Annotated in this window: 24 protein-coding genes and 1 pseudogene; 8 read left to right on the top strand and 17 right to left on the bottom strand. The window is 65.1% G+C overall.

Going from position 1 to position 23407, the window contains the following annotated elements:
- Positions 1-24 precede the first annotated feature (24 nt).
- Positions 25-1119, bottom strand: a complete 1095-nt coding sequence (locus tag GGD65_RS01165; protein ID WP_183234197.1) for a lysine-2,3-aminomutase-like protein — start codon at positions 1117-1119, stop codon at positions 25-27.
- Positions 1116-2180, bottom strand: coding sequence for an EF-P lysine aminoacylase EpmA (gene epmA / locus GGD65_RS01160; protein ID WP_183234196.1), 1065 nt, complete (start codon positions 2178-2180; stop codon positions 1116-1118). The genes GGD65_RS01165 and epmA overlap by 4 nt, the downstream gene beginning before the upstream one ends.
- A gap of 162 nt (positions 2181-2342) precedes the next feature.
- Between epmA and efp the strand changes: the two genes are divergently transcribed.
- The 3 genes from efp to GGD65_RS01145 all read left to right on the top strand — a co-directional run bounded on the left by efp (position 2343) and on the right by GGD65_RS01145 (position 5633).
- Positions 2343-2909 (top strand): elongation factor P, encoded by a 567-nt coding sequence (gene efp / locus GGD65_RS01155; protein ID WP_018323088.1) that lies wholly within the window; start codon positions 2343-2345, stop codon positions 2907-2909.
- A gap of 24 nt (positions 2910-2933) precedes the next feature.
- Positions 2934-4556 (top strand): peptidoglycan DD-metalloendopeptidase family protein, encoded by a 1623-nt coding sequence (locus GGD65_RS01150; protein ID WP_018323087.1) that lies wholly within the window; start codon positions 2934-2936, stop codon positions 4554-4556.
- Positions 4557-4640: 84 nt separating this feature from the next.
- On the top strand, positions 4641-5633 hold the full coding sequence (locus tag GGD65_RS01145) for a DUF808 domain-containing protein (RefSeq protein WP_183234195.1): 993 nt from the start codon (positions 4641-4643) through the stop codon (positions 5631-5633).
- 7 nt (positions 5634-5640) lie between these two features.
- Here the strand turns inward: GGD65_RS01145 and GGD65_RS01140 are convergent, their stop codons facing one another.
- Both GGD65_RS01140 and GGD65_RS01135 read right to left on the bottom strand, forming a co-directional pair.
- Entirely contained in the window at positions 5641-6144 is a 504-nt protein-coding gene (locus GGD65_RS01140) for a cupin domain-containing protein (protein ID WP_183234194.1), read from the bottom strand.
- Positions 6145-6164: 20 nt separating this feature from the next.
- The gene (locus tag GGD65_RS01135) at positions 6165-6644 is read right to left on the bottom strand and encodes a carboxymuconolactone decarboxylase family protein (RefSeq protein ID WP_183234193.1); all 480 of its coding nucleotides are present in this window, start codon (positions 6642-6644) and stop codon (positions 6165-6167) included.
- Positions 6645-6698: 54 nt separating this feature from the next.
- Between GGD65_RS01135 and GGD65_RS01130 the strand changes: the two genes are divergently transcribed.
- The gene (locus tag GGD65_RS01130; RefSeq protein WP_179730551.1) at positions 6699-7226 is read left to right on the top strand and encodes a MarR family winged helix-turn-helix transcriptional regulator; all 528 of its coding nucleotides are present in this window, start codon (positions 6699-6701) and stop codon (positions 7224-7226) included.
- A gap of 7 nt (positions 7227-7233) precedes the next feature.
- Here GGD65_RS01130 and GGD65_RS01125 read toward each other — a convergent pair whose 3' ends face one another.
- The 3 genes from GGD65_RS01125 to GGD65_RS01115 form a co-directional block, all read right to left on the bottom strand.
- Positions 7234-7419 (bottom strand): hypothetical protein, encoded by a 186-nt coding sequence (locus GGD65_RS01125; protein WP_183234192.1) that lies wholly within the window; start codon positions 7417-7419, stop codon positions 7234-7236.
- 82 nt (positions 7420-7501) lie between these two features.
- Positions 7502-7753, bottom strand: a complete 252-nt coding sequence (locus GGD65_RS01120; protein WP_183234191.1) for a hypothetical protein — start codon at positions 7751-7753, stop codon at positions 7502-7504.
- A 74-nt stretch (positions 7754-7827) separates the two neighbouring features.
- A complete protein-coding gene (locus tag GGD65_RS01115; protein ID WP_026202873.1) occupies positions 7828-8088 on the bottom strand; it encodes a hypothetical protein in 261 nt (86 codons plus the stop codon).
- 148 nt (positions 8089-8236) lie between these two features.
- Between GGD65_RS01115 and GGD65_RS01110 the strand changes: the two genes are divergently transcribed.
- Positions 8237-9466 (top strand): lytic murein transglycosylase, encoded by a 1230-nt coding sequence (locus GGD65_RS01110; protein WP_183234190.1) that lies wholly within the window; start codon positions 8237-8239, stop codon positions 9464-9466.
- A gap of 110 nt (positions 9467-9576) precedes the next feature.
- Here the strand turns inward: GGD65_RS01110 and GGD65_RS01105 are convergent, their stop codons facing one another.
- From GGD65_RS01105 to recJ, 3 genes are all read right to left on the bottom strand, one after another.
- Positions 9577-10374: an aldolase gene (locus GGD65_RS01105; RefSeq protein ID WP_183234189.1), complete on the bottom strand. Its 798-nt coding sequence runs from the start codon at positions 10372-10374 to the stop codon at positions 9577-9579.
- A gap of 97 nt (positions 10375-10471) precedes the next feature.
- A complete protein-coding gene (locus tag GGD65_RS01100) occupies positions 10472-11281 on the bottom strand; it encodes an SDR family NAD(P)-dependent oxidoreductase (protein ID WP_183234188.1) in 810 nt (269 codons plus the stop codon).
- Positions 11282-11346: 65 nt separating this feature from the next.
- A complete protein-coding gene (recJ, locus tag GGD65_RS01095; protein WP_183234187.1) occupies positions 11347-13188 on the bottom strand; it encodes a single-stranded-DNA-specific exonuclease RecJ in 1842 nt (613 codons plus the stop codon).
- A gap of 280 nt (positions 13189-13468) precedes the next feature.
- Here recJ and GGD65_RS01090 point away from each other — a divergent pair, with 280 nt between their 5' ends.
- The 3 genes from GGD65_RS01090 to GGD65_RS01080 all read left to right on the top strand — a co-directional run bounded on the left by GGD65_RS01090 (position 13469) and on the right by GGD65_RS01080 (position 16119).
- Positions 13469-14545, top strand: a complete 1077-nt coding sequence (locus GGD65_RS01090; RefSeq protein WP_092258484.1) for a methyl-accepting chemotaxis protein — start codon at positions 13469-13471, stop codon at positions 14543-14545.
- A gap of 363 nt (positions 14546-14908) precedes the next feature.
- Positions 14909-15652, top strand: a complete 744-nt coding sequence (locus tag GGD65_RS01085) for an SDR family oxidoreductase (RefSeq protein ID WP_091956819.1) — start codon at positions 14909-14911, stop codon at positions 15650-15652.
- Between the two features lie 50 nt (positions 15653-15702).
- Positions 15703-16119: a cupin domain-containing protein gene (locus tag GGD65_RS01080; RefSeq protein WP_183234186.1), complete on the top strand. Its 417-nt coding sequence runs from the start codon at positions 15703-15705 to the stop codon at positions 16117-16119.
- Between the two features lie 174 nt (positions 16120-16293).
- Here the strand turns inward: GGD65_RS01080 and GGD65_RS01075 are convergent.
- The 7 genes and pseudogenes from GGD65_RS01075 to GGD65_RS01045 all read right to left on the bottom strand — a co-directional run bounded on the left by GGD65_RS01075 (position 16294) and on the right by GGD65_RS01045 (position 23402).
- Positions 16294-17350 (bottom strand): annotated as a pseudogene (locus tag GGD65_RS01075) (glycosyltransferase family 4 protein).
- A gap of 134 nt (positions 17351-17484) precedes the next feature.
- Positions 17485-17700, bottom strand: a complete 216-nt coding sequence (locus GGD65_RS01070; RefSeq protein ID WP_084675008.1) for a hypothetical protein — start codon at positions 17698-17700, stop codon at positions 17485-17487.
- Between the two features lie 132 nt (positions 17701-17832).
- Positions 17833-18837 carry a 4-hydroxythreonine-4-phosphate dehydrogenase PdxA gene (locus tag GGD65_RS01065; protein WP_183234185.1) on the bottom strand — a complete coding sequence of 335 codons (1005 nt, stop codon included), beginning with the start codon at positions 18835-18837 and terminating at the stop codon, positions 17833-17835.
- Positions 18834-20372, bottom strand: a complete 1539-nt coding sequence (locus tag GGD65_RS01060) for a tripartite tricarboxylate transporter permease (RefSeq protein ID WP_018323069.1) — start codon at positions 20370-20372, stop codon at positions 18834-18836. The genes GGD65_RS01065 and GGD65_RS01060 overlap by 4 nt, the downstream gene beginning before the upstream one ends.
- Before the next feature lie 10 nt (positions 20373-20382).
- The gene (locus GGD65_RS01055; RefSeq protein WP_026202871.1) at positions 20383-20865 is read right to left on the bottom strand and encodes a tripartite tricarboxylate transporter TctB family protein; all 483 of its coding nucleotides are present in this window, start codon (positions 20863-20865) and stop codon (positions 20383-20385) included.
- Positions 20866-21094: 229 nt separating this feature from the next.
- On the bottom strand, positions 21095-22087 hold the full coding sequence (locus GGD65_RS01050) for a tripartite tricarboxylate transporter substrate binding protein (RefSeq protein ID WP_179730559.1): 993 nt from the start codon (positions 22085-22087) through the stop codon (positions 21095-21097).
- Positions 22088-22142: 55 nt separating this feature from the next.
- On the bottom strand, positions 22143-23402 hold the full coding sequence (locus tag GGD65_RS01045; RefSeq protein ID WP_183234184.1) for a CaiB/BaiF CoA-transferase family protein: 1260 nt from the start codon (positions 23400-23402) through the stop codon (positions 22143-22145).
- Positions 23403-23407: the final 5 nt, after the last annotated feature.

Below are 23407 nucleotides of genomic sequence, written 5' to 3'. Positions count from 1 at the left end.
AACCGGCGCGCTCTCCAACACCGCTCACGTCTCGGGCGGATAGAGATGAACGTCGCCGCAATAGTCCACGATACGATAGCGCGTTTCGGCTTCCGCATCACCCGCATGGGGTGCGGTATTATGCGGCGCCAGGACGTAGCTCGGCCCCACCGGGGATTTGCCGGCGCCCCCGGGAATGTCGATGACATAGTCCGGCTGACATAGCCCTGACACCCGCCCGCGCAACTGCCGCATCAACTCCTGCCCCTCCGCCAGCGTCGTGCGCAGATGCGCCGTGCCCGGCGCGAGGTCGCCGTGATGCAGATAATAGGGCTTGATCCGGCATTCGACGAAAGCTCGCATCAAATCCGACAGAGCGGCAATGTTGTCATTGACCCCGCGCAACAGCACCGACTGGCTCACCAGGGGAATTCCGGAATCGACGAGCCGCGCGCACGCGGCGCGCACCGGTCCCGTCAGTTCGCGCGCATGATTGGCGTGCAGCGCCACCCAGGTGGCCGCGCCCTCGACCTTGAGTGCCGCAACCAACTCGTCGCTGATGCGCGCGGGATCGGCCACGGGCACGCGGGTGTGAAGGCGAATGATCTTGACGTGATCGATTGCCGCGAGTTCGGCCATGATCTCGCCCATCCGGCGCGGCGACAGCATCAGGGGATCGCCGCCGGTCAGGATCACTTCCCAGATCTCGTGATGCGAACGGATGTAATCGATCGCCGCGCGATAGGCGCCGTCCGACAGCGCGCTGTCCTTGCCGGGGCCCACCATCTCGCGGCGGAAGCAGAAGCGGCAATAGACCGCGCAGACGTGAACGAGCTTGAACAGCACGCGATCGGGATAGCGATGCACAATCCCTGCTACCGGCGAGTGCGGATGATCGCCGATCGGATCGGCGTCCTCGCCCGGCTGCATCTCAAGCTCCGCGGCGCTCGGAACGAATTGCCGTGCGATGGGATCGTCGGGGTCAGATGTATCGATCAGTTCGACCAGCGCCGGCGTGATCGCCACAGCATAGCGTGCGGCAACGCGTTCGAGCGCCGGCAGCGCTGTTGCAGGCGCCAGACCTTCGGCGACGAGCTCAGCCGGCTCGCGCAAAGTGCGTGCAAGGTTCGTTTTCGTCATGTCTCACTAGACGCTTCATTTGCAGGTGGCGTCCAAACTACCTGATCGATCCGCGATGCGCCGCTTGCCAGCATCACCAGCCGGTCGAGGCCGAGGGCGACGCCGCTGGCCTCCGGCATTGCCGCAACTGCGGCCAGAAAGTCCTCGTCGAGCGGATAGGCCTCGCCGTAGCGGCGCTGCTTCTCCGTCATCGATTCCGTGAAGCGTTTTCGCTGCTCCTCGGCATCGGTCAGTTCCCCAAAGCCGTTGGCGAGTTCGACGCCGCAGGCGTAGACCTCGAACCGCTCGGCAACCCTGGGATCGTCAGCCTTCACCCGTGCCAGCGCCGCCTCTGGAGATGGGTATTCGAACAAAATGGTCAAACGCCCCTGCCCCAGATGCGGCTCGATGTGCTCGACGAGCACCTTGCTGAAGATGTCGGACCAGGTGTCGTCCCCGGCCACACGGACCTTGCTACTCGCCGCCTCGGCCAGAGCGGCACGGTTACCCTCGCCGTCCCTGATTGTCGACAGCAGGTCGATGCCGGCGAACCGTTCAAAGGCCCCCGCTACGGTCAGCAGCTCGGGCTCGGCGAGGGGATCGGCGGTCCGCCCCCGGAACGAGAAGGTCCCGATGCCGGTCGCCTGCGCCGCACGGGCGATGACGACGACGCAATCGGCCATGATGGCGTCATAGGAGGCGCCTGCCCGATACCATTCCAGCATGGTGAATTCGGGTAGATGAAGGTCGCCGCGCTCACGGTCGCGGAACACCCGGGCGAGCTCGAAAATCCGCGTCTCGCCCGCCGCCAGCAGCTTCTTGCAGGCGAATTCGGGCGAAGTCCGCAGATACCGGAGGGCTCGGCTGCCGTCCGGCCGCATGATCTCGGTCCGGGGGGCGTGCAGATGGGTCTCATTGCCCGGGGAGACCTGGAGAACGGAGGTTTCGACCTCCACGAACCCCTGCTCGGCGAAAAAGCCCCGTAGAGACCCGGTAATGGCCCCCCTGGCCTGGAGGAACGGCCGACGGTCGAGATGTCGCCCGGGCGACCAGAACGGTGAGATGGGCTTGTCCCCAGCCATTACCTGACCGCCCCACGGCCGAGCAAAATGCTGGCATCTAACGGCAAAATCAGTATGTTGCGGCCCGAAACGGGCGCCGAGGTCCGATTTGAGACCCCAAGTCCCCCATCGAATTGATCACGTCCTGGCCGGTGCCGGGCCAAGCAAGCAGGAAATACAGCTTTGAGAGTCATCGCCAGTTCTATTCGCAAAGGCAACGTGATCGAGCAAGACGGCAAGCTCTATGTCGTCGTCAGCGCCGAAAACATCCACCCCGGCAAGGGCACCCCGGTCAGCCAGATCGAGATGCGCCGAATCTCGGACGGGGTAAAGATCTCCGAGCGCTACAAGACCACCGACCAGGTCGAAAAGGCCACCATCGAGGAGCGCAACTACACCTTCCTGTATGAAGATGGCGACGGCTTCCACTTCATGAATCCGGAGACCTACGACCAGGTCCAGGTCTCCAAGGACGTCGTCGGCGACGCGGCCTCGTATCTTCAACCGGACATGACCGTCAAGCTGTCGACCCACGACGTCAACGTGGTCTCGCTCGCGCTGCCCCAGCGCGTGACACTGGAAGTGGTCGAGACCGAGCCGGTGACCAAGGGCCAGACGGCCTCGTCCTCCTACAAGCCGGCGGTGCTTTCCAACGGCGTGCGCACCACCGTGCCGCCGCACATCGCAGTCGGCACCCGCATCGTCGTCATGACGGAGGACGGCTCCTACTCAGAACGCGCCAAGGACTGACGGGGAACAGAGCGATCGCAGCAGGTGCCGCCGGGGGGCGAGACAGTGGTTGGGAAGGGTTTCCGCTTCGTCTCGCTTCTTTTGGCGTCGCTTTCGCTCCTCATTGCCACTCCGCTCGCTGCGGATGAATTCCGCAGCCCCTCGCTCACGGCCCTGCGCGTCGACTGGCGCGCAGCGCTCGACCAGCTCCGCACCGAGATCAACAGCCGCCCCCGGGTCGCGGACGATTTCATCTTCGCCCCTCGCCGTTCGGTGCCGCGCTACGATCCCCGCGCGATGCCCGCATTGGTGCAGCTCAACGCGGTATCCTCGCGACTCTTCACCGGCATCACCCGCAGTCCCGTACCGGTGCTGCTGCCGTTCGACGCCGCCGCTTACCTCGAGGCGCAGCGCAGCGGCGCGACGGCGACGCTCGCGCTGTCGCGCTATCAGGCGGACTTCAATCCCGTCGACATGTTCGATGCCGGCCCCGCCGGTTACAGCGCGACCTTCTCGCTCGAGCCCGGCGCCGGCGACGGCATGCCAAGCCGGGTGTTCACAAGGCCGGTCGAAGTGCAGATCACGGGATCGGCGCTGGTCTACGACATCGCCGATCCCACCGGCGGCAAGGGCGAGCAGATCAAACCGCTCATAGCGCTCTATCCGGACCTGCGCAGGTTTATCCGGGAAGGCTATGTACGCTACGCTTTTACCCGTTTCGGCGTCGCCTATGTGGTGTCGATTCAGTGCCTCGACAGCGTCGCCAAGCCGCGGCGGCTGGCCTGCAAGGAAGCCTATCCGGTCGCCGAGCGCTTCCTGAAGGCCCTGCGCGTCGCCGGCGGCCAGCGCATGCGACCATTGACGGACATCGCCTCCAACATCCTCGATCGCCCGACGGGCCGTTCACCGGATTTCAGCTACCGGCCGAGCGGCGACATCATCCCGAACACCGGCTACCGCAAGCAGGGCGGCCATCCCGACGCAATGGCCTATGCACAGATCCGCTTTCCGCTCGAAAAGGCTCCAGCCTTCGTCCGCTCGCAATCCTATGCCAAGCGGGACAGGACGGAGAGCACGACCGCCTATCCCTGGCGCGACAATTTCTGCGAGTCCCGCAGTTTCGAGGTTTGGCAATGCGCGGGCGGTTACGGCCACCAGGGCGAGGACATCCGCGCCGCCGACTGCCCACCGCCCGGCGAAGGCCGCGAGCCCTGCGATCCCAAGCAGCGCGGTGTCGTCGCGGTGCGCGATGCCATCGTGATCCGCGCGTCCAGGGACCAGGCCGCGACGCTTCAAGTCAACAGCCGCACCGAGCACATCCGCTTCCGCTACATGCACATGAATCCGCACGCAATGAACGCCGATGGCGTGCTCAATGGCCGCATCGTCACCGAAGGCGAGAAGATCGGCGTGATCTCGAATTATCTCGACCATCCCGCCGGTACCTCGATGCATCTGCATTTCGACGTGCAGGTGTTCACACGCGACGGCTGGATCTGGGTCAGCCCCTACGTCACCCTGGTCTCCGCCTACGAACGCCTGATCCACGCCCGCGGCCGCGAGGTCGGCCCGGAGATCGCCGTCACGTCGCAGCCGGTCGCCCATGCACTGCCGGACGACGTGATCAAGCCGGATCTGCGCGAGGGATCGAGCGGCGAGGAGAATTGACGGCTTGCTCGCTCCAACGAAGGGCGGTGCAAGAGCTTGTTGTCGCGCGCACCGCCGGCTCAAACAAAAACAGGGATCGGGGTGATGAGTGTCGGACTGATCGGTCTTCTCGACGATATCGCGGCGATTGCAAAGGTGGCAGCGGCCTCGCTCGACGATGTGGCGAGCCAGGCTGCCAAAGCAGGCGCAAAGGCGGCTGGCGTGGTCATCGACGACGCGGCCGTCACGCCGAACTACGTCATCGGTTTTGCCTCGAAGCGCGAACTGCCGATCGTCGGCAAGATTGCAGTCGGATCGCTGCGCAACAAATTGCTGATTTTGCTTCCCGCTGCCCTGCTGCTTGGTTATTTCCTTCCCACCGCGGTGACGCCGCTGCTCATGCTGGGCGGAGCCTTTCTCTGCTACGAGGGTACCGAGAAGGTGCTCGAAGCCGTAATGCCGCATCATGCGCACCACCATGAAGCCCAGCTCGAGTCGATCGCGCTGAATGCCCGGTCGGTCGAGGACGAGAAGGTCGCGAGCGCCATCAAGACGGATTTCATCCTGTCGGCAGAGATCATGGCGATCACGCTGGCGGCCCTTCCGGCAGGCAGCATCTGGACGCAGGCATTGGTGCTGGCGCTGGTCGGCTTCGGTATCACGGTCGGGGTCTACGGCGTGGTGGCCCTGATCGTGAAGGCTGACGATGCCGGCGTAGCCCTTGCGGGCTACGACGGCGCCTCAGTCATTGGCGCCGCGATCCGCTCGCTTGGACGCGCGCTGGTCCGCGGTATGCCCACGTTCCTGACGGTGCTGAGCACCATCGGCACCGCCGCCATGATCTGGGTTGGCGGCGGCATCATCCTGCACGGCATCGAAAAATACGGCCCGCCCGTGGTCGGCCGCACGGTCCATGCCGCAACCGAGGCGGCCGCACACGCCCTTCCATCCATTGCCGGCATCATCGAATGGTCGGTCGAGGCAGCCATCTCAGGCGTGCTTGGACTGCTTGTCGGCGCGGTTGCGATTCCGGCAGTCCAATGCGGTCTCTCGCCGGCATGGAAACGGCTGAGGCGATCGCGGGATCGCGCCTCCTAGCCGTGCTCTACTCCAAGAACGTTGTGAGCTGCGCGCCCTCGTCCGCCACGAACACCGCGATCAATTCCGCAGGCTCCGTCAGGCTGGCATTGGCCGAGACCAGATGCGTCGAGCCCGGCGGCTCGAAGAAGGACTGGCCGACGCCAAACGTCGCGACAGGACCGCCGCCAAGCTGGGAGCGGATCTCGCCCTTGGTGATGTAGGCGGTCACGGATCCTGCGTGACGATGCGGGCGCGAGAATCCTCCCGGACCATAGGTGACGCGCACGATGGTGACGCGCTTGCCCGGCACGTTCGGCAATGCGTAGGAGCCGATCGGTTCGACCTTGTCGAGCGGCGAGCTCTCCGCCGCCGTGGCGCAGAGCGGCGCCAGCGCGCCGGAGACGGCATCCATCGTCTCCGGCAGCGCCTTGCCGATCGCCAGCGCACAGGCCAGCCCTGCAACGACGGCGAGCGCGGTCGAACGTGACGGTGCCGGACGCTGTACGGCAGATAAGCTCATTGCTGTCATCATGACCTCCCTTGTGCCGATCAGGATGCCGCAGCATTCGCGGCCACCGGCCGCGGCGCCGGCGTCCAGCGAAATGCAGCCCCAAAGCGATTCCAGACATTGATCGAGGCGACCGCCGAGGTCAGGTACATCAGTTCGGTCTCGGAGAACTCCCGGGCCGCTTCGGCATAGACGTCCTCGCTGACGCCGTCGGGCAGGACGGTCAGAGCCTCAGCCCAGGCCAGCGCGGCACGCTCACGCGGCGAAAAGATCGGCGCCTCGCGCCAGACCGCGACCAAATGGAGCTTGTCGACGGGAACGCCGATCCGTTCCGACAGCAGGACATGATGCTGCACGCAGAAGGCGCAGCCGTTGATCTGCGAGGCGCGCAGCTTGACGAGCTCGATGAGCTGCTTGTCCAGGCCGGCCTTGGTTGCAAACTGACCCAGCGCCAGCACCAGATCATAGACGTCGGGCGCGATCTTCTTGAAATCCTCGTATTCGCTACGGGCATGTGACATTGCGGTTCACCTGGTCTTATTATAAGTGTACTTACATGGTATAAGAGCTCTGACATGTCACGCAAGACCGATGCCGTCACCAGATCGAAAACCCGCCCGGTGCCCGAACCTGCGGGCGACGCGGCGGTGCGTGTTCCCGCTGCCGGCGAAGGCAAGCGCGGCGAGCAGGGCTATCTCGGCTATCTCTTGCGCCAGGCTCACGCCGCAGTCCGTCTGACGACCGAGCGGACGCTCGCCGATCTCGGTGTAACCTCGCCGCAATTCGCGGTGCTGACGATGCTGAATGCCTATCCGGGACTATCAGGCGCCGATGTCGCCCGCCTCACCTTCCTCACGCCGCAAACGGTCGGGGTCATCATCCGCAATCTCGAACGCGACGGCGCGATTCTGATGACGCCTCATCCCGTCCATGGCCGCATCCAGCAATGGACACTGACCAAGCGCGGAACGACGTTGTTGAAGGCGTGCCGGGAACGGGTGATGGTGCTGGAGAAGCGTCTTGCCGATGGCCTCGATGCCAAGGCCGAAGCGAGCATTCGGCGATGGCTCGCCAACGTCGCGACCGAGCTGCAGGGGGACTAGGCGAGGCCTAGTCGCCGCCTCCCCCGTCGCCGCCGTCACAGCCGGCGGCATCCCAGAAATCGCCACCCGCACCGCCGTCGCCGCCCTGAATACCGCGGCCAAAGTTCTCGGCGATGATCATCAGAACGACGACGAAGAGCCCGGCACCGAAGGGCCAGGGATTGGCACGGATGATGTCGAACAGCTCCCGCATGCCGCATCTTACGCAGGCGGAAGCGAACCGACCGTAAAACGACAGGCCTAAAGTCAGGGATATCGGGAAGCGCGGGAGCCGACTACCCGCCCTTCAACAGTTTCTTAACCTCACCGTCGACCCAGGTCTCGTCCGCTGCGATCACCCGTACGCGGCTGTTGTCGGCAGCATTCACCAGCACATGCGAGCTCACGCGGTCGGCGCTTTGCTCGAGGTGCAAATCGGTCTCGGGCTTCCAACTCAGCGTGGTTGCGAGATCGCCGGGAAAGATCTGCCATTGCGATCCGTCGTCGAGTTCGACGACATGGCTTTCCGCATGCGTGTGTATCTTCATTCCACCCCGAATGTTCAATGAACGGACTGCATGCGCAAGGCGGGGCCCCGACGCTCCGCCGGGGCCCTGCTCCGTCAGTCGTTGTCGTGATGAATCACGGTCTTGCTGCGATTGCCGAATTCATCCTGCTTCTTGATCACCGTGGTGCGATCAGAGGGCTCGCGCTCCCTGATGACGGTGGTGCGGTCGCGATCGCGATCCCGCTCACGATACTCGTGGGACTGACCGACCGTCACGCCGGCGCCGACCGGGCCGACGTGAACGCCGACTTCATCAGCGAACGCAGGCGTCGCAACGGCGGTGATCATGGCGGCGGCAAACAGATATGTCCTCATCATCTCTTCCTCCTTCCGGATACGGAGGGAATGCAGGACTGCGACAGTTTGTTCCGACCGAAGCATGATGCCGGGCCGCGCAGAATCAGCCGCGTGGCTGTTCCAGGAACCGACGCACACCGGCCATGTTTCGGGCTACAATGTGCCCATGACGCACGCTGATTCCTCCCCCCATCCGACTCGCCGCAGCCTGCTGCAATCGACGTTCGGTGCAGCCGCTTTGCTCGCATTCCCGACACACGTGCTCGCCGCGCCTCCAGGCTTCGACGAATGGCGCGAGAGCTTTCGCGCACGCGCGATGGCCAAGGGCATCTCGGCCGCGACCTGGCAGCGCGCGATGGGACGGGTCGAGCCCGACATGAGCGTGTTCAAGCAGATGCGGAGCCAGCCCGAATTCCACGAGCAGGTCTGGCAATATATCAACCGCCGCGTCTCCGACTGGCGCATCATCAACGGCAAGATCGCGCTGAAGAACAACGAGGCGCTGCTGGCGCGCATTGAGCGGGATTTCGGTGTCGAGCGGGGCACGCTGCTGGCGCTGTGGGGCGTCGAGTCCGCTTATGGCGATCCCCTGGTGCAGCAGAACCACATGACGCCGGTGTTTCCCTCGCTCGCCGCGCTCGCCTGGAACGAGCCGCGCCGCAAGACCTATTGGGAGACCGAGCTGATCAATGCGCTGCGCATCGTCGACAAGGGCTGGAGCACGCCCGAGCAGATGCAGGGATCCTGGGCCGGCGCGATGGGCCATTCGCAATGGATGCCGGAAGTCTGGCTCAATGTCGGCATCGATTATGATGGCGACGGCAAGGTCTCACCCTTCGGCAAGCCCGACGACGCGCTGGGCTCGACCGCAAAATATCTCGTCAACCGCGGCAAATGGCATCGCGGCGAGCATTGGGGCTATGAGGTGCGCGCCGCCAGCAATATGAGCGGCAGCCGCACCTATGCGGCCTGGGCGTCAGCCGGCGTCACCCGCGCCGACGGCCAGCCGTTCCCGCAGCCGAACGCATCCGCACAAATGTGGACGCCGGTTGCGGGCGGACCGACGTTCCTGTTGGGACCGAATTTCTACTCGGTGAAGAGCTACAACCCTTCCATGAACTATGCGCTTGCGATCTGCCATCTCGGCGACCGCTGCCTCGGGGCGCCGCCCTTCATCCAGCCCTTCCCCGGCTCCGAGCGCGCGCTGACGCTTGCCGAGGTGCAGGAGATGCAGACGCGATTGACGAAAGCCGGTTTCGACACCGGCGGCACCGACGGCCGGGTCGGCAACGACACCATGAAGGCGATCAAGGATTTCCAGCAGCGCGCGGGGATCACGCCGGCGGACGGCTATGGCGGGTTGAAGGTGCTGGCGAAGCTGCGGCAGGGGTCATAGGCCTCGCGTTGGCCCGTAGCCCGGATGGCGCGCAGCGTAATCCGGGACAATACCTCCGCTGTTGAAGTCCCCGGATTTCGCTGCGCTCCATCCGGGCTACGCACTCATCGCTAATGCCGGTACTGCGGCTCTTCGGCGTCGAGCTGCCTGCGGATCGCGGCGAGATGGAGCCGGGCGGATTCGGAATCGCCTTCGCGCATCTGCCTGTAGGTCTCGGCCGCGATCGCGGGATCGACGGGCAGCACCTTCCGTCCCGTCGACATCGCCAGCACCTGTACCTCGGCGGCGCGTTCGAGATAATAGAGATCATCCCAGGCTTCCGCGATGGTGGGCGCCAGCACCATCACGCCGTGATGCTTCATGAAGACGATGTCGGCATCGCCGACGGCGGATGCGATGCGCGCACCTTCCTGGTTGTCGAGCGCAAGACCGTTGTAGTCGCGATCGACCGCGGTGCGGCCATAGAATTTCAGCGCGGTCTGGCCGGCCCAGATCAAGGGATCGCCTTCGGTCATCGACAGCGCCGTCGCATAGGGCATATGGGTGTGGAATGCGACCTTGGCGCGCGGCAGGCGCTTGTGCATCTCGGCATGGATGTAGAACGCGGTCGCCTCCGGCACGCCCTCGCCGTCGAGCACATTGCCGTGGAAATCGCAGATCAGCAGCTTTGAGGCCGTGATCTCGCGAAAGGCATAGCCATAGGGATTGACGAGAAACAGATCGTCATGGCCGGGTACCACGGCCGAGAAGTGGTTGCAGATGCCTTCCTCAAAACCGTTGCGCGCCGCCATGCGGAAGCAGGCGGCGAGGTCTTCGCGTGCGGTGCGGATTGCATCGGTGGCGAGGTCCGGCCGGTTCGAGCGAGCGGGCTCAGGCGCAGAAGAGGACGAATGAAGGCTGTGCGCCATGGCGAAGGAAACCTCTGTCGGTCGGAAAGCTCCTCGCGTTGTACAGGGGCTGCGCCTGCGCGTCAGCCCCTGCGACCGCCACCCTGCCCTGCGCGGCTCAGGCCCGCCGCGGCACGCCGCCGGCATTCATGCCGCCGTCGATGACGAGCTCGCTGCCGGTGACGTAGCGCGAGGCATCGGAGGCCAGATACAGCACGCCTGAGGCGATCTCCGCCGCCTGCCCCGCGCGGGCGAGCGGCGTGACGACCTTGGCACGCTCCTCGGGATCGATTGGCGCGTTCTGGCCGGCGCCGGTCGCACCCGTCGGGATCTTGCCCCAGATCGGGGTATCGATGATGCCGGGATGCACGGAATTGACCCGGATGCCGTCGCCGGCCGCCGCGCATTCCATTGCGATCGATTTGGCGAACAGCCGCACGCCGCCCTTGGTCGCCGAATAGGCCGACAGGCCCGGCGCCCCGCGCAGGCCCGCGAGCGAGGACATCATGACGATCGAACCGCCGCCATGCTTTCGCATCAGCGGCAGGCAATGTTTGACCGAGAGAAACACGCCGTCGAGATTGATCGCGTTCTGCTTGCGCCAGTCGGCGAGGGTCATGTCGACGATCGATGGCACGGAGATGCCGATGCCTGCATTGGAGACGAGAATATCGAGCCGACCATAGCGCTTGGCGATTTCGGCGACGATATCGATCCAGCGCTCCTCGCTGGTGACGTCCTGCTCCAGGAACATCGCCTTGCCGCCGGCTTTCGTCACGCGCTTGGCGAGCTCGGGCCCGCGCAGCTCATCGATGTCGGTGATGACAACAGTCGCGCCCTCACGCGCGAACAGATCGACGATGGCCTCGCCGATACCGGAGGCGCCGCCGGTCACCAGCGCGACCTTGCCCTCAACCTGCCCTGCCACGTTCACTCCCTTTTTTGTTGTTTGAGCGACGTATTTTGTGTCGTCTGAGCTGGTCAGATCTTGCGTTATCTAATCACGGATGGCCCCTGGTCCGGTAGCGCGACGTCGATGACGCGGAATTGCACCCGCTCGACGCCCTGGTAGCGATCGACCGAGAGCGAGCCGGCGACATGCAGCTGCTGGCCGCGGTTGGCCAGCAGCGCGTTGCCGAGCTTCTGGCCGACCGAGCGGAACGCGATGCCGTTGACGATGGCGCCATCGCCCGACTTGAAGCGCAGACGCAGATGCGCCTGCCCGACCTCGTCGGCAAAGACGAGCTGGTGCGCCGGCAGCGCCAGCACGGCTTCCGGATTGCCGCTGCCGAACGGACCGGCACGGTTCAGCGTTGCCGCAAGCTCCGTCCTCACGGCGCGCGCGGAGACCGCGCCGTCGATATAGAGCTCGTTGACGTGGCGCGCCTCGGCGACGTCCTGCGCCAGCGCATTTTCGAGATAGGCGCGAAACTCGGCGAGCTTCTCTTTCCGCAACGTCACGCCCGCGGCCATCGCGTGGCCGCCGCCCTTCAGCAGAATGCCGTCAGTGACCGCCTGCCGCACCGCCTTGCCGATATCGACGCCCGCGATCGAGCGGCCCGATCCGGTACCGATGCCGCCGGGCTCCAGAGCTAAGGCGAAAGCGGGCCGCGAAAACTTTTCCTTCAGCCGGGAGGCAACGAGGCCGACCACGCCGGGATGCCAGCCTTCGGACGCCGTGACGATGACGCCGAGCTTGTCCTCGAGCCCGATCGAGGCCAGCGCCTCGGCTTCGGCTTGCGCTTCGGCCGCCTGCTCGATGACGCGGCGCTCGCCGTTGAGGCGGTCGAGCTCGGCGGCGATCCGCGCGGCCTCGACGCCGTCGCCTTCCAGCAATAGCCGCACGCCGAGATCGGCGCGGCCGATGCGGCCGCCGGCATTGATGCGAGGCCCCAGCATGAAGCCGAGATGCCAGGCCTCCGGCGGCCCGTTGAGCCGCGCCACGTCCATCAGCGCGGTATGACCGACATGGTCGCGCCGCCGCATCGCGATCAGCCCCTTGGCGACGAAAGCGCGGTTGAGGCCGATCAGGGGCGCGACGTCGGCAACCGTCCCGAGCGCGACGTGATGCAGCATGCCGAGCAGATCGGGCTCGGGCATCTCCGCGCTCCAGAAACCGCGCTGACGCAGTTCGCGGTTGACCGCAACCAGCGTCACCAGCACGAGACCTACAGCGGCGAGATGGCCGAGGCCGGAGAGATCATCGAGCCGGTTCGGATTGACCAGCGCGTCAACCTCCGGCAGCTCGGTGCCGGCCTGGTGATGGTCGATTACGACGACGGACATGCCGAGGCGCTTGGCTTCCGCCAGCGGCTCGATGCTGGTGGTACCGCAATCGACGGTGACGAGCAGCGTGGCGCCCTTGGCCGCCAGCCCGCGAACGGCTTCGACATTGGGCCCGTAGCCTTCGAAAATGCGGTCGGGAATGTGGATCAGCGGATCGAGACCGCAATGGCGCAGGTGCCAGGCCAGCAGCGCCGCCGAGGTCGCGCCGTCGACGTCGTAATCGCCGAAAATCGCGACCTTCTCGCCCTTCGCCGCCGCATCCGCGATCCGCTTCGCCGCCGCCTCCATCTCCGTCACCGTGAACGGGTCCGGCATGAGCTTGCGGATGGTCGGATCGAGAAAGTCGGGCACCGCGTCGATATCGACGCCGCGGCCGGCCAGCACTCGGGCCAACAGCTCGGGAAGCTGGTGCCGCTGCACCATGGCGAGCGCCTGGGCCGCCCCGCGGGGATCCAGCCGGTCGCGCCAGAGCTTGTCGGTCAGCGAGCGGGCGACGCCGAGAAAGGCCTGGGGCGCTTCGACAGGCAAGGCAGTGGCGGGCGGCGTCATGATGAGGGGCTGGCTAGAGGGACCCGGAAGTCGGAGCTGTCGCATCGGTTCGGCTGGCGACGACGATTGACCCGGAATCGCCTGGGATTTGCAATCTCCGCGTCGCACAAAGCGGTGGATTGCCGATTTGCTGCGCCGACTGACTATCATTTGGGCATTCGGCGGAACAGCAAATTAAGCAGGCGTTAGGCGGAATCCTCGAAAAAGAATCGTATTCGATCTGTAAGCGATTGTTCCGGGTTCATTGCAGATCAGATCTCATTGCCAAGGGAAATCCCCGATGTCTGCTGCGCTGGGTCTGAAGGCCAAGCCGATCGCCACCGAACCCGCTGACGACGATTCCGACATCTCCGCGCTGATCAACCGCCTCACCGCGGAGGTCAACCAGATCGCGGTCGACAAGACCAAGTCAATCCAGCAGATCACCAACCAGATGAAGATGCTGGCGCTGAACGCGCTGATCGAGAGCTCGCGCGCCGGCGCGCAAGGCGCGGGCTTCGCGGTGGTGGCACAGGAGGTACGCGGCGTCGGCCAGCAGGTCGAGACCATCGCGCGCGAGCTCGAAAGCCAATTGACCAAACGCACCGGCGATCTCGTCGCCTCGATCGACCGCATGAGCCAGCGCTCGCGCGGCGAGCGCATGGTCGACCTGTCGCTCAACGCTATCGAGCTGATCGACCGCAACCTCTATGAGCGCACCTGCGACGTGCGCTGGTGGGCGACCGATTCCGCCGTGGTCGATTGCGCGGCCTCGCCGACCGCCGCAGCGGTGTCGCACGCCTCGCAGCGCCTGGGCGTGATCCTCGGCGCCTACACCGTCTATCTCGATCTCTGGCTCTGCGACCTCGACGGCAACGTCATCGCCAACGGCCGCGCCGACCGCTTCCGCGTCGTCGGCCAGAACGTCGCCCACACCAAGTGGTTTCGCGAGGCGCGAACCTTGCGCTCCGGTGACGACTACGTCGCCGGCGACGTCGAGAACCAGCCGCTGCTCGGCAACGCGCAGGTGGCGACCTATTGCGCCAGCGTCCGCGCCGGCGGCCAGGCCCACGGCGCCCCGATCGGCGTGCTCGCCATCCACTTCGACTGGGAGGCGCAGGCCCGCGCCATCGTGCAGGGCGTGCGCGTCGGCGACAGCGACAAGGCCCGCGTGCTGCTGGTCGATTCGAATTTCCGCATCATCGCGGCGTCCGACGGCCAGGGCATCCTCAGCGAGCGCATCTCGATCTCGCTGAACGGCCAGCGCTCCGGCTTCTACCATGACCGCTCGGGTGCCCTGGTCGCGTTCCATGCGACGCCGGGCTATGAGACCTATCGCGGGCTCGGCTGGTACGGCGTGATCGTCTGCGGGGCGTGAAACAGCCGGCCGATCTAGAAAACGCGAAAACAACCCCATGCACAGTAGCCAAAGGGCTGCTTTCATTGGTGTTTTCAGCCGGGCTTGCGTCCTCGTTCTCTCAAACATTTTGACAAGTCGGGCAAAACACTGGCACTCTGCGATCATCGCAGAGTGTGTTTGCGGCACGAGGGAATGACCCTAGCGGTTTTGTGAAATCGCACTCCGGCTTCTGAAGCATTTTCCGGCAAGCCGCGCCCGTAACAGGCAAGAGCCCCGCGCCCTTGATCGATAGAGTCGCTTCGCATCACGTTGATCGACGTGAGCGCGCGAGTCCGCCCTGGCTAATCATCTCGCGCTCGTTACATGCCAAGGAGACCTGCCATGAAGATCGTCGTGATCGGCGGAACCGGATTGATCGGATCCAAGCTCGTGGCGAAGCTCAAACAGCAGGGCCACGACGCGGTAGCGGCCTCGCCGAAATCAGGCGTGAACGCCGTGACCGGGGAAGGCCTCGCGGCGGCGCTGGCCGGCGCGGATGTCGTGGTCGACGTGGCCAACGCGCCGTCCTGGGAGCCCGCCGCCGTGCTCGAATTCTTCGAGCGCTCGAGCCGAAATCTCGCCGCGACCGAGGCCGCCGCAGCCGTCAAGCATCACGTCGCGCTCTCGATCGTGGGGACCGATCGTTCGCCCGACATCGCGTATTTCCGTGCCAAGCTCGCCCAGGAGACCATCGTCAAGGCCTCCGCGGTCCCCTACTCCATCGTCCGCGCCACGCAGTTCTTCGAATTCCTCGGCGCCATTGGCGAGGCCGGAGCGGCCGGCGACAAGATCGTCGTTCCGTCGGCGCTGTTTCAGCCGATCGCCGCCGACGACGTGGTCGATTGCCTCGCAGAGATCGCGACGGGGCGGCCGCTGAATGGCACCATCGACATCGCAGGCCCCGAGAAGGCTCCCTTCAATGAGTTCGTCGCGCGCCGCCAGAAAGCCTCCGGCGACAGCCGTACGGTGGTCGGCGACCCAAAAGCGCAATATTACGGCGCTTCCATTCAGGACACATCGCTGAACCCGCTCGGCGAGGCTCGGCTCGGGAAGACGCCGCTCGCAACATGGCTCGCGCGCCTCTGAGGGGCCGCCAGTCCCGCAATCAACACAGAAACGGCAATGAAGGAAATCCCATGCGCAGATTGCTGATCGCAACGGCGGTTTACGCCGCGTCTGTCCTGACGGTCCATGCGGCCGAGACGGCAGCACCATCGGCCAAGGTCACCGTCGTATTTGACCAAATGCTGCCCAATGTCCCCGGCAAGAGCATGAAGGGCGTGCTGGTCGAGTATGGTCCTGGGGGCTCGTCGCCGGCCCACATCCACGCGCCCTCCGCCTTCATCTATGCCACCGTCCTGGAAGGCGCGATCCGCAGTCAGGTCAATGACGGCCCGGCCAAGGTCTTTCGCAAGGGGGAGAACTTTTCCGAAAGACCCGGCGACCGCCACGGCATCAGCGCGAACGCCAGCGATACCGAGCCTGCCAAGCTGCTTGCCGTGTTCGTGGTGGATACGGCCGACAAGGAGCTGACAATGCCTATGCCGAAATAGCCTGCAGACGCACTCCCGCCAGGGTCGGGTTCTATTCGAGAGGGTCCTCTTCGATGGCTGGGCGGAATTGACGGCATCCGCGGTGATCTCGGCCGCGAATGCTGGCGAGATCGCCAGGGCGAAGACAAAGATGCGAACCCGCCCCGCCTTTGTCGGCGACATCGCCGTCTTCTTTCATGTTTCCGTCCGTTGTGCGGTGAATTCTCGATCTGTAGCGGCAATCAGCGCGCGATACCGATCTTCGTACTGCCGCGCCATTCGGCGTGCGGTGAAGCGTTCCTCGAAGCGGGCGCGCACCCTCCTTCGATCCAGCTTGCCCAATTCGCCGACCGCCTTGACCGCCTGATCCTCGTTCTCGACGATGAAGCCGGTCACACCGTGCTCGATCACCTCAGGGACGGAGCCAGAGCGGTAAGCGATCACAGGCGTTCCGCAGGCCATCGCCTCGATCATGACCAGCCCGAAAGGCTCCGGCCAATCGATCGGAAATAGCAGCGCGGCGGCCCTGTCGAGGAAGGCCTGCTTTTTCACGTCATCGACTTCGCCGACAAGCTGGATCTTCTCGCCGTCGATTTGAGGCTCGAGGTGCTTCTTGAAATAGGCGGTCTCGGCGCGCGGAATCTTAGCGGCGATACGCAGAGGCATCCGGGCCGCGTGCGCGATGCGGATGGCGTCCTCCGGCCCCTTCTCGGCCGTCAGGCGACCGAGAAACGCCAGATAGGCTCCCTCCTCATAAGAGGGGCGCAACAGCTCCGACGGCAATCCGTGCTGGATCGTTCCCATCCACTTCGCATCCGGAAGCGGCAGACGCTGATGATCGGAGATCGACACGAAACCAGCCTCGGGGAATTGCCGAACCAGTTCGGGCAACCCAGGCAAGGCGACCGTGCATGGTCGTCATGAACGGCACGCCAAGCCGACTGAGCAACGGCAGTTGCAGCCAGTCGATATGCGCGTGGATCACATCGAAATCTCTCGCCCGCTTCGCGATCGCTTCCAGCAGCATTGCGTTGGCCGCACCCGGATCCGCGCCCTTTCGGCCGAGTCGCAGCGCGCGTGGCCATACCGGGTGAAGCTTGCCGGTCGTGCGCGAGTCGCCGCTCGCAAACAGCGTGACGTCGTGTCCAAGCTTGACGAGCTCATCGACCAGCCAGGCCACCACCCGCTCGGTGCCGCCGTAGAGCTTTGGAGGGACGCTTTCGGCCAGGGGAGCAAGCTGAGCGATGCGCATGACAGCCCGCCGCTATACCGCTGACCGGACGATCAGCACGATGGCCGCGGACAGAAGGTTCGAGATCGCGAGCAACGTCCACTGCGGCCTCGCGCTTGCGCTCGCCAGGCGGCACACGAGGCTCTCAATCAGGCTCAGCATGAGTCGTCCGAAAGCCGCTCGAGATAGGCAAGCCCGAAACCCGTGAGCTCCTGGGCATCGCCGTTACTCTCGCGCGCTTCCCATCTCCCTCGCAAATAACGCTCAAGCAGGCATCGACGGCCGTCTGCAGCGTCGACACCGCCATGGCGGGCGCGGTACACGCACCAAGCGGTATCGACCGCCGTTCGTAGCGGGTCGTCGTCGACCATCTTCCCAGCTCCCACTGGAGATATCCATGGGACGCCAACTCGTCGCGACGGCGGAAGTTTCCAGTTTTTCCCGAAAGTCTAATCCTGCCCGCAAAGCGAGCGCAGCAAGCGCTCACTGCCAGTGCGTGCAAATCAGGCGGCGCGTCGGGCGGCCATCTCCGCGGCGAGGAGCAACGCGGCGCGACTGGCGCCGATCGATGCGATTCCCTGCCCGGCAATGTCGTAGGCGGTGCCGTGCGCGGGCGTGCAGATCGGGAAAGGGAAGCCGCCGAGCATGGTCACGCCGCGATCGAAGCCCATCAGCTTCATCGCGATCTGGCCCTGGTCGTGATACATCGTCAGCACCGCATCGAAGGCGCCGGCCTTGGCGCGCAGGAAGACGGTGTCGGCCGGGAACGGCCCCTCTGCGGCGATGCCCTCGCGCTGACTGGCCGCGACCACGGGCGCGATGATGTCGATCTCCTCGCGACCGAAATTGCCGCCGTCGCCAGCATGTGGATTGAGACCGGCCACCGCGATCCGCGGCCGCGCGAAGCCGGCGTTGCGCATGCAGGCATCGGTCAGCTGGAGCGCACGATGGATGCGTTCGCTGGACAGGTTTGCGGCAACGTCCCTCAGCGGGATGTGCGAGGTCACCCGCGCGTTCCAGAGCCGGTCCAGCACGTTGAACTCGCTCGCCGCGGTCTTGAGGCCGGCCACTTCGGCCGAAAACGCGATCTCGTCGTCGTACTCGGCGCGAGCAAGGCGCATCGCCTGCTTGTTAAAGGGGGTGAAGCAGACCGCATCGACATAGCCGTCGCGGCCGAGCTCGAGCGCGTGCCGATAGTTCGCCAGTGCGAACTTTCCGCCAGCAAGGCTCGCGGTCTTCGGCTCGACCTCTTTGGGATCAAGGTGACGAAGATCGAGAAACAGCGCCTCGCCCTCCGCCGCGCGAAGATCGGCCCCCTGCTCCACCATCTTCAGCACTGGCTTGACGCCGGCAATGCGCGCGCCCTCCTCGAAGATGCGGCGGTCGCCGATCACGACGAGCCGGCAGCTCGCGCGGACGTCGTCCTGCGCCACCAGCTTGGCCGTCAGCTCCGGGCTGATGCCGGCGGGATCTCCCATGGCCAATGCAATCAGCGGCTTTGCGGTCATATGATCACCTTCTCCTGGGCCGTCGGTTCGGTCGCGGGGGATGCGGGTTTGCGCCAGAGGCGCGCGAGCTGCAGCACGAGCGGAAGCAGCAACAGCGCGATGCCGGCCATGATCAGGCATGTCACCAGCTTGTTCGCGAAGAATATCCCGAGCGATCCCTTCGACATCAGCATCGACTGCCGGAACGCATCCTCGGCCTTGTCGCCGATGACGATCGCGAGCACGAGCGGCGCCAAGGGATAGAACAGCTTCTTGAAGAGATAGCCGACGATTCCGAAGCCGAGCATCATGACGACGTCGAGATAGGAGTTCGACACCGAATACGCGCCGACGACGCAGATGATCACGATCAGCGGGGCGATGACCACGAAGGGAATCCGCATCAAGGCGGCAAACACCGGAACAGTCAGCAGCACCAAGGCGACGGCGACGATGTTGCCGACATACATCGAGGCGATCAGGCCCCAGACGAAGTCCTTCTGGTCGACGAACAGCATCGGCCCGGGATTGAGGCCCCAGATCATCAGCCCGCCCATCATGACGGCCGCGGTCGCCGAGCCGGGAATGCCGAGAGAGAGCATCGGCAGCAGCGCGCTGGTGCCGGCGGCATGGTCAGCCGTCTCCGGCGAGATGATGCCTTCGACCTCTCCGGTGCCGAAATAGCGGCCCCGGCGCGAGAAGCGGCGGGCAATGCCATAGCTCATGAAGGATGCCGCGGTCGGCCCGCCCGGGGTGATGCCCATCCAGCAGCCGATTGCGGCGCTGCGCAGCAACGCAATGCCATGTCGCGGCAGGCGGCCGACGGCTCGGAACACCTCGCGCCAGTCGATCTTCGAGGACACCGCGCGGGCATGGAATTCCTCTTCGACCGCAACCAGCAGTTCGCCGATGCCGAACAGGCCCATCACCGCGACGACGAAGCTCACGCCCTTGACCAGCTCGTCAACGCCCATGGTGAGGCGGACGCTGCCGGACACCGTGTCGATGCCGATCGCGGCGATGGCAAAGCCGATCGCGAGCGCCACGACGGTCTTGATCGGCGCGGCGCCGCCCATGCCGACGAAGCTGGCAAAGGCCAGGAAATAAACCGCAAAATATTCCGCCGGTCCGAAGGCGAGCGCGACCTGCGCCACCCAGGATGCGAGGAAAGTGATCAGGATGACGCCGATTAGCGCGCCGAAGGCGGCCGAGCCGAAGGCGGTGGCAAGCGCCGTGGTCGGCCTTCCGTCACGCGCCATCGGATAGCCGTCGAAAGTGGTCGCGACCGACGACGGCTCGCCGGGGATGTTGAACAGAATCGAGGTGACCGAGCCGCCGAACAACGCCCCCCAATACATGCTGGAGAGCAGGATGATCGCCGACACCGGCTGCATGCCGAAGGTCAGCGGCAGGAGCAGCGACACGCCATTTGGCGCACCCAGCCCCGGCAGCACGCCGACGAGAATGCCGAGCAGCACGCCGACGACCATCAGCACCAGGTGCGGCACGGTGACCGCGATGGTGAAGCCGTGGAGGAGTTCCCCGAGATTGTCCATCGGTCCTCCGTCAGAACCCGAGGGCGGCTGCGAGCGCACCGTGCGGCAAGCTCACCTGGAACATGCGCTCGAACACGACGTAGAGCGCGAGTGCCGTCGCCGCCGCCATCCCCAGCGCGCGCGGCACGGATTGATGTTTTGGGATCGCCAGCACCGCGAAGACATAGAGCGACGAGGCGACGTACATCCCGGCGAGCGGGATCGCGGCCACGAAGATCGCGGCCGGCACGAACAGGCCGGCGAGCCGGCGCAGCTCGAAGGGCGTGATCGCGATGGGAACGTTTGCCAGGGACGCAACCGGCAACACGCCCCGCACCAGGTTGTAGAGGCTTCCGAGCACGATGACGATGCCGGTCAGGAACGGAAACGTGCCGGCGTCCACGCCCGCGCTCGACCAGCCGATGCCGTTGTCGAGGCTGGAGATGACGACGGACACACCGAAGCCGCCGGTGAGCACGGCAGTCGCAAGTTCAAGAGCGCGGCGTGAGATCATGGGGGGCTCCGCTCAGGCGTCGGACAAGGGTCGGTAGTGGCGCATGCGTCTTTGCCCAGCCCTCGCTGTCGTCCCTGCGAACGCAGGGACCCATAACCCCAGGGAGACGTTTGACGAAGACTTGACGTCACATCCACGCCGGTACCACCACCAGCACTCCTCGAGAGATCACGCGGTATGGGTCCCTGCGTTCGCAGGGACGACAGCGGAGTTTGAGGCGCGCCCCACCTCACTTGACGAGCCAGCCCTGCTCGCCCGCGACCTGTTTGACGTGTTCGAGATCCTGCTTGATGAACTTGTCGAACTCGGCACCCGTCAGGAACGTGTCGACCTGGGAGGTCTTCTCGATGTAGTCCTTCCATTCCGGCGTCGCCTGCACCTTCTTCATGAGGTCGACATAGAACGCGGCCTGGTCCGGCGTGACCTTGCCGGGCAACCACACCGTGCGCGGCTGCTCATATTGCTTGATGTCGAGCCCCTGCTCGACGCAGGTCGGAACGTCGCCCCAGCCCTCGGTCGCGGTGACCTTGGCGCCCTGCGGCAGCCGCTTCGGGCTGAAAACGCAGAGCGGCCGCTGCGTGCCGCCGCGCCATTGCCCGAGGCTTTCGCTGGGATTGTTGACGTGGGAATCGAGATGTCCGCCGGCGAGCTGCACGGCGGTCTCGGCGCCGCTCTTGAAGGGGATGTAGGTCAGCTTGACCTTGCCGGCCTTCTCGATCATGCGTGTCAGCACCTCGTCGGTGTCCTTTGACTGGGCGCCGCCCATCTTGAACTCGCCCGATGCGGCCGCCTTCAGATAGTCGCCCGCCGTCTTGTAGGGCGCGTCCTGCTTGACCCAGAGCAAAAACTCGTCCTGCGCCATCGCCGCGATCGGAGTGAGATCGGTGTAGTTGAAGGCGACCTTGGAGACGAGCGGTTGCTGCCACGCGTTCGAGGTGCCGAAGATCACCTTGTAGGGATCGCCAGCGGAGGCCTTGCCATAGACATAGCCTTCGGCGCCGCTGCCGCCGCCCTTGTTGACGACGACGATCGGCTGCTCCGTCAGCTTGTGCTTGGTGATGATGTTCTGCACCGCGCGCGCGAGGTTGTCGGTCCCGCCGCCGGGCCCGGCGGTGGCGATGAACTCGATCGGCTTTTGCGGTTGCCAGGCACTGAGCGCCGGCATCGTGCCGGCAAGCATCGTCGCGGCTGCGGAGAGCATAAATATCGACGTCCGACCCATGATTTCCTCCAGCTGATTTTTGTCTCTTATTGTTGTCTGTCCTATCGACGTCCGATCAGGCGACGCGTTCCTCGCGCCTTCCCGATGCCAGGACGATTGCGCCTTCTTTTTCGAGCGCTTCGATCTGCTTCTGGTCGAACCCGTATTCGGCCAGCACCTCGCTTGTGTGCTCACCATAGACCGGCGCGCCCGATAGCACTTTGCCTGGGGTCTCCGAAAACTTGACCGGAAGACCGATTGTCTTGACCGGGCCGAGCGTGGAATGCTCGACCTCGACGACCATCTCGCGCGCCAGAGTCTGGGGATCGCTGAGCGCCTCCAGCATGTCGTGCACGGGTCCGCACGGCACGCCCTTCTCGTCCAGCGCCGCGAGCCAGTGCGCCCGCGACTTCGTGCGGAAGCGTTCGCTCAGCACCGCTTCGAGCACTTTGAGATTGGCCATGCGGTCGGCGCCGGTGACGAAGCGCGGATCGGCGGCGAGCTCACTTGCTCCGAGCGCTTCCAGCATCAACAACCAATGCTTCTTGTTGGCGCCGCCGACCACGAGCCAACCGTCGGAAGCTTCAAATGCTTGATACGGCGCATTAAGCGGATGGGCCGAGCCCATCGCGCGCGGTGCTGTGCCCGCGGCTAGCGCAATGGTCGATTGCCAATAGGTCTGCACCAGGGCGGCTTCATAGAGCGAGGTTTCGACCCACTGCCCCTCGCCGGTCTTGAGGCGGTGCGTATAGGCCGCGAGGATGCCCATGCTGGCGAGCAGGCCGGCGGTGATGTCGGACAGCGGCGGGCCGCATTTGACGGGCGGCCCATCGGGGCGTTCGCCGGTAAAGCTCATGATGCCGCTCATGGCCTGCGCGACGAGATCGAAACCGCGGCGGTGCTTGTAGGGACCGGTGCGGCCGAAGCCCGACAGCGAGCAATATATCAGCGCCGGGAATTGCGCGTGCAGCGCCTCGTAGCCGAAGCCGAGGCGCTCCATCGCGCCCGGCGCAAAGTTCTCGACCAGCACGTCGGCGTCCGCAATCAACCGCCGCAGCACCTGCTTGCCGCCCTCGGTCTTGAGGTCCAGCACGATGCCGCGCTTGTTGCGGTTCATCATCAGGAAGGAGGCCGCCTCCTCGCCGATCTTCGGCGGCACCGAATGACGGGTGTCGTCGCCGTTCGGCGATTTCTCGATCTTGATGACGTCGGCACCCATGTCGGCGAGCATCAGAGTGCAGGTCGGCCCGGCCATGACATGGGTGAGGTCGACGACCCTGAGGCCGGCCAGCGGTCCCGAACGGCGAGAGTTGGTTTGCGATCGATCGCTTTGCATCGGGC

The organism is Bradyrhizobium sp. CIR18, from assembly GCF_014198295.1.
Taxonomy (GTDB): Bacteria; Pseudomonadota; Alphaproteobacteria; order Rhizobiales; family Xanthobacteraceae; genus Bradyrhizobium.
This window is presented reverse-complemented; position numbering and strand designations above follow the sequence as displayed.

Coding starts and splice junctions, on each gene's coding strand:
- GGD65_RS01165 (WP_183234197.1), bottom strand. CDS start 1,119: ATGACGAAAACGAACCTTGCACGCACTTTGCGCGAGCCGGCTGAGCTC.
- epmA (WP_183234196.1), bottom strand. CDS start 2,180: ATGGCTGGGGACAAGCCCATCTCACCGTTCTGGTCGCCCGGGCGACAT.
- GGD65_RS01145 (WP_183234195.1), top strand. CDS start 4,641: ATGAGTGTCGGACTGATCGGTCTTCTCGACGATATCGCGGCGATTGCA.
- GGD65_RS01140 (WP_183234194.1), bottom strand. CDS start 6,144: ATGACAGCAATGAGCTTATCTGCCGTACAGCGTCCGGCACCGTCACGT.
- GGD65_RS01135 (WP_183234193.1), bottom strand. CDS start 6,644: ATGTCACATGCCCGTAGCGAATACGAGGATTTCAAGAAGATCGCGCCC.
- GGD65_RS01130 (WP_179730551.1), top strand. CDS start 6,699: ATGTCACGCAAGACCGATGCCGTCACCAGATCGAAAACCCGCCCGGTG.
- GGD65_RS01125 (WP_183234192.1), bottom strand. CDS start 7,419: ATGCGGGAGCTGTTCGACATCATCCGTGCCAATCCCTGGCCCTTCGGT.
- GGD65_RS01120 (WP_183234191.1), bottom strand. CDS start 7,753: ATGAAGATACACACGCATGCGGAAAGCCATGTCGTCGAACTCGACGAC.
- GGD65_RS01115 (WP_026202873.1), bottom strand. CDS start 8,088: ATGAGGACATATCTGTTTGCCGCCGCCATGATCACCGCCGTTGCGACG.
- GGD65_RS01110 (WP_183234190.1), top strand. CDS start 8,237: ATGACGCACGCTGATTCCTCCCCCCATCCGACTCGCCGCAGCCTGCTG.
- GGD65_RS01105 (WP_183234189.1), bottom strand. CDS start 10,374: ATGGCGCACAGCCTTCATTCGTCCTCTTCTGCGCCTGAGCCCGCTCGC.
- recJ (WP_183234187.1), bottom strand. CDS start 13,188: ATGACGCCGCCCGCCACTGCCTTGCCTGTCGAAGCGCCCCAGGCCTTT.
- GGD65_RS01090 (WP_092258484.1), top strand. CDS start 13,469: ATGTCTGCTGCGCTGGGTCTGAAGGCCAAGCCGATCGCCACCGAACCC.
- GGD65_RS01085 (WP_091956819.1), top strand. CDS start 14,909: ATGAAGATCGTCGTGATCGGCGGAACCGGATTGATCGGATCCAAGCTC.
- GGD65_RS01080 (WP_183234186.1), top strand. CDS start 15,703: ATGCGCAGATTGCTGATCGCAACGGCGGTTTACGCCGCGTCTGTCCTG.
- GGD65_RS01070 (WP_084675008.1), bottom strand. CDS start 17,700: ATGGTCGACGACGACCCGCTACGAACGGCGGTCGATACCGCTTGGTGC.
- GGD65_RS01065 (WP_183234185.1), bottom strand. CDS start 18,837: ATGACCGCAAAGCCGCTGATTGCATTGGCCATGGGAGATCCCGCCGGC.
- GGD65_RS01060 (WP_018323069.1), bottom strand. CDS start 20,372: ATGGACAATCTCGGGGAACTCCTCCACGGCTTCACCATCGCGGTCACC.
- GGD65_RS01055 (WP_026202871.1), bottom strand. CDS start 20,865: ATGATCTCACGCCGCGCTCTTGAACTTGCGACTGCCGTGCTCACCGGC.
- GGD65_RS01050 (WP_179730559.1), bottom strand. CDS start 22,087: ATGGGTCGGACGTCGATATTTATGCTCTCCGCAGCCGCGACGATGCTT.
- GGD65_RS01045 (WP_183234184.1), bottom strand. CDS start 23,402: ATGCAAAGCGATCGATCGCAAACCAACTCTCGCCGTTCGGGACCGCTG.